Origin of the sequence: Pseudomonas sp. BS-2016 (genome assembly GCF_001806145.1) — a bacterium.
GTDB lineage: Bacteria > Pseudomonadota > Gammaproteobacteria > Pseudomonadales > Pseudomonadaceae > Aquipseudomonas > Aquipseudomonas lundensis.
This window is the reverse complement of record NZ_MLCT01000079.1, coordinates 1-1,994: the sequence shown is the minus strand read 5'-3', so window position 1 is coordinate 1,994 and position 1,994 is coordinate 1. Positions and strand designations below refer to the sequence as shown.

General features: G+C 57.0%; 2 protein-coding genes. Both read right to left on the bottom strand.

Translation table 11 applies throughout. The features are described 5' to 3' along the window. Positions 1 to 83: 83 nt before the first annotated feature. Entirely contained in the window at positions 84 to 338 is a 255-nt protein-coding gene (locus BKD70_RS22395) for a hypothetical protein (RefSeq protein WP_011979110.1), read from the bottom strand. Positions 339 to 588: 250 nt separating this feature from the next. Further along, the gene (locus tag BKD70_RS22390; protein WP_075116653.1) at positions 589 to 1,860 is read right to left on the bottom strand and encodes an IS4-like element ISPa1635 family transposase; all 1,272 of its coding nucleotides are present in this window, start codon (positions 1,858 to 1,860) and stop codon (positions 589 to 591) included. Between the last annotated feature and the right edge of the window lie 134 nt (positions 1,861 to 1,994).

Genomic DNA, 1,994 nt, shown 5'->3' with positions numbered 1-1,994 from the left:
ATCAACAGAGTTACAGCGCGCAACGCCTGTAGTGGGCATCAGGGGATGGGTGGCAATCAGGATGATTGCCCACCTTCCAACGATTAACCTTGCTCAAGTTGCTTCACTAGTCGCTCCGCGTCGAGATGGAAGTCCGAGAAAACAATGCTACCGCCAGCGTCGATAACCGTAAACCACGGAGTTCCTCGTGTGCGGTAGTCTTCCATGAAGGTTGGAAACGGCGAGCCGGTCGGTTGCTCGTCGTGACCGAAAACGATAGGAAGCTCATACTTGAGCTGGTTCACGCGCAACTTCTCGAAGGTATTCTCATGCGTTCCTTCGAAGACGGTCTGGATCACTGCGAACCCCAATGTCATCAACCTAAGCTGCAGCCCTGCCCAAGGCAAGCCCCCCGAAGCAGCCAGCCGCCATGGCCGTCGGGCGATGACCAGGCCTCTGCCGCTCAATCAGGCGGTCTAACTGGGCTGGCGGTGATGTGATCATCGTCTGTTCCGGCTGTCTAAGCGAGATTTCTCGTTCTCCGGACGAGCCTATGCCGACCGCTTGTGGCCAGCTTTTTTTGCACGGAGGTTGGGCGGTGGTGTTTCTTCAGCGCGTCGGTTTGTAGCCCTCACAACCTCGGCTGGCTGCGCGTTTGCGTTGGCGCGCAAAGCTACGGCCTGAGCGTACGGCACTGAGGCTTTTAGCCATCAAGGCCAGCACATTGCTCAGCCCCTGAGCACAGTGCCGCACCAGCAGCTCGACCAGGGTATTTTTGAGCCGTGACACGCCTTGGGTGAAGTTGACTTTCCATCGCAGCTTGCGGCCTTTGTGGCGCTGTTCGATGACTGGCTGTAGCAGGTGCTGCATCAACAGCGCCAGGTTCTTCAACAGTTGAGCGGCATGAAAGTCCTGCTTTACAGCGGTCACGCTGCGGCCGCTGAAGTTGTCCAGCGTCAGGGTTTGTTTGAGGCGACGGAAGTCGGTTTCGATGCCCCAGCGGCGGTGGTAAAGCTCGGCAAACACCTCAGCGGGAAAGGCTTCTCGATCCAGCAACGAGGTCAGCAATACCTCGCTTTCGCCGTTGGCCAACTCGACCCGGATCAGTCTCAGCTCGATCTGGCTGGCAGGATCAACGCCAGCCTCGGAGCAGAACAGACGTGCTTCAGGATGGTTGGCCACGAAAAGCTGTGTGTCTTCAACTTGGCCAGAGTGTAGAAACGCTTTGACCTGGGCGTTATAGCCACAGGGCAGGCGCATCAGAAAGTGCCGCTGTTGCTGCGCGAACAGCGCGAATAACCAGTGCCCAGGGTAACCACGGTCAAACAGCGTCAGGCTGTCAGCCGGCAGGTGCTCAAGGTGCAGATGGGCACAGTCGCGCTCGCCGACGGTCAGGGGCACGATCAGGCTATGCAGGGTTTGACCGTCAGCGACTTCGTAGAGTGTGGACAAGCGAGCCATGGGAAAGCCAGAGTGACTGCCAAAGAAGGTCGCCATGGTCGACTCCAGGGGTAAATGCACGGTCGAGCCATCCACCGCGAGCACCCTCAGCCCACGCCACTTCTGGCGCAGCCCGAAGCAGTCAATTTGTTGCTGCAGGAGGCGATTGAGACTTTCAAATACCTCGGGGTTGAGCTTTTTGCGCGCTTTGCAGAAGGCCTGCGCAGTGACCATTTGCGTCTCAGTCGACGCCTGATTGAGTACGCGATAGAACTGATCGAGTTCGGTTTGCAGGGCCGTGCGCGGCTGATTGAGCAGGAACAGGACGAGGTTCTTGAAGGTGAGCTGGCGTCGGCGGGTAAAGTCTTGAGGATTCTGGCGGTGGGCGGCGATGAAGGCGGGACAATCGAGCGGACTGGTTACTTTTTGTACAATTTTCAAACCAGGGCTTGGCTGGCGGTGTCAAGCGATGCGGTATAGGTAGTCAAAAGGGCTTCTCCCATGCACTGATTTGAGCGCTAATTATATGATATTTATGGATAATTTCCAAAGTTGATTGCGGATTTCGGAGCACT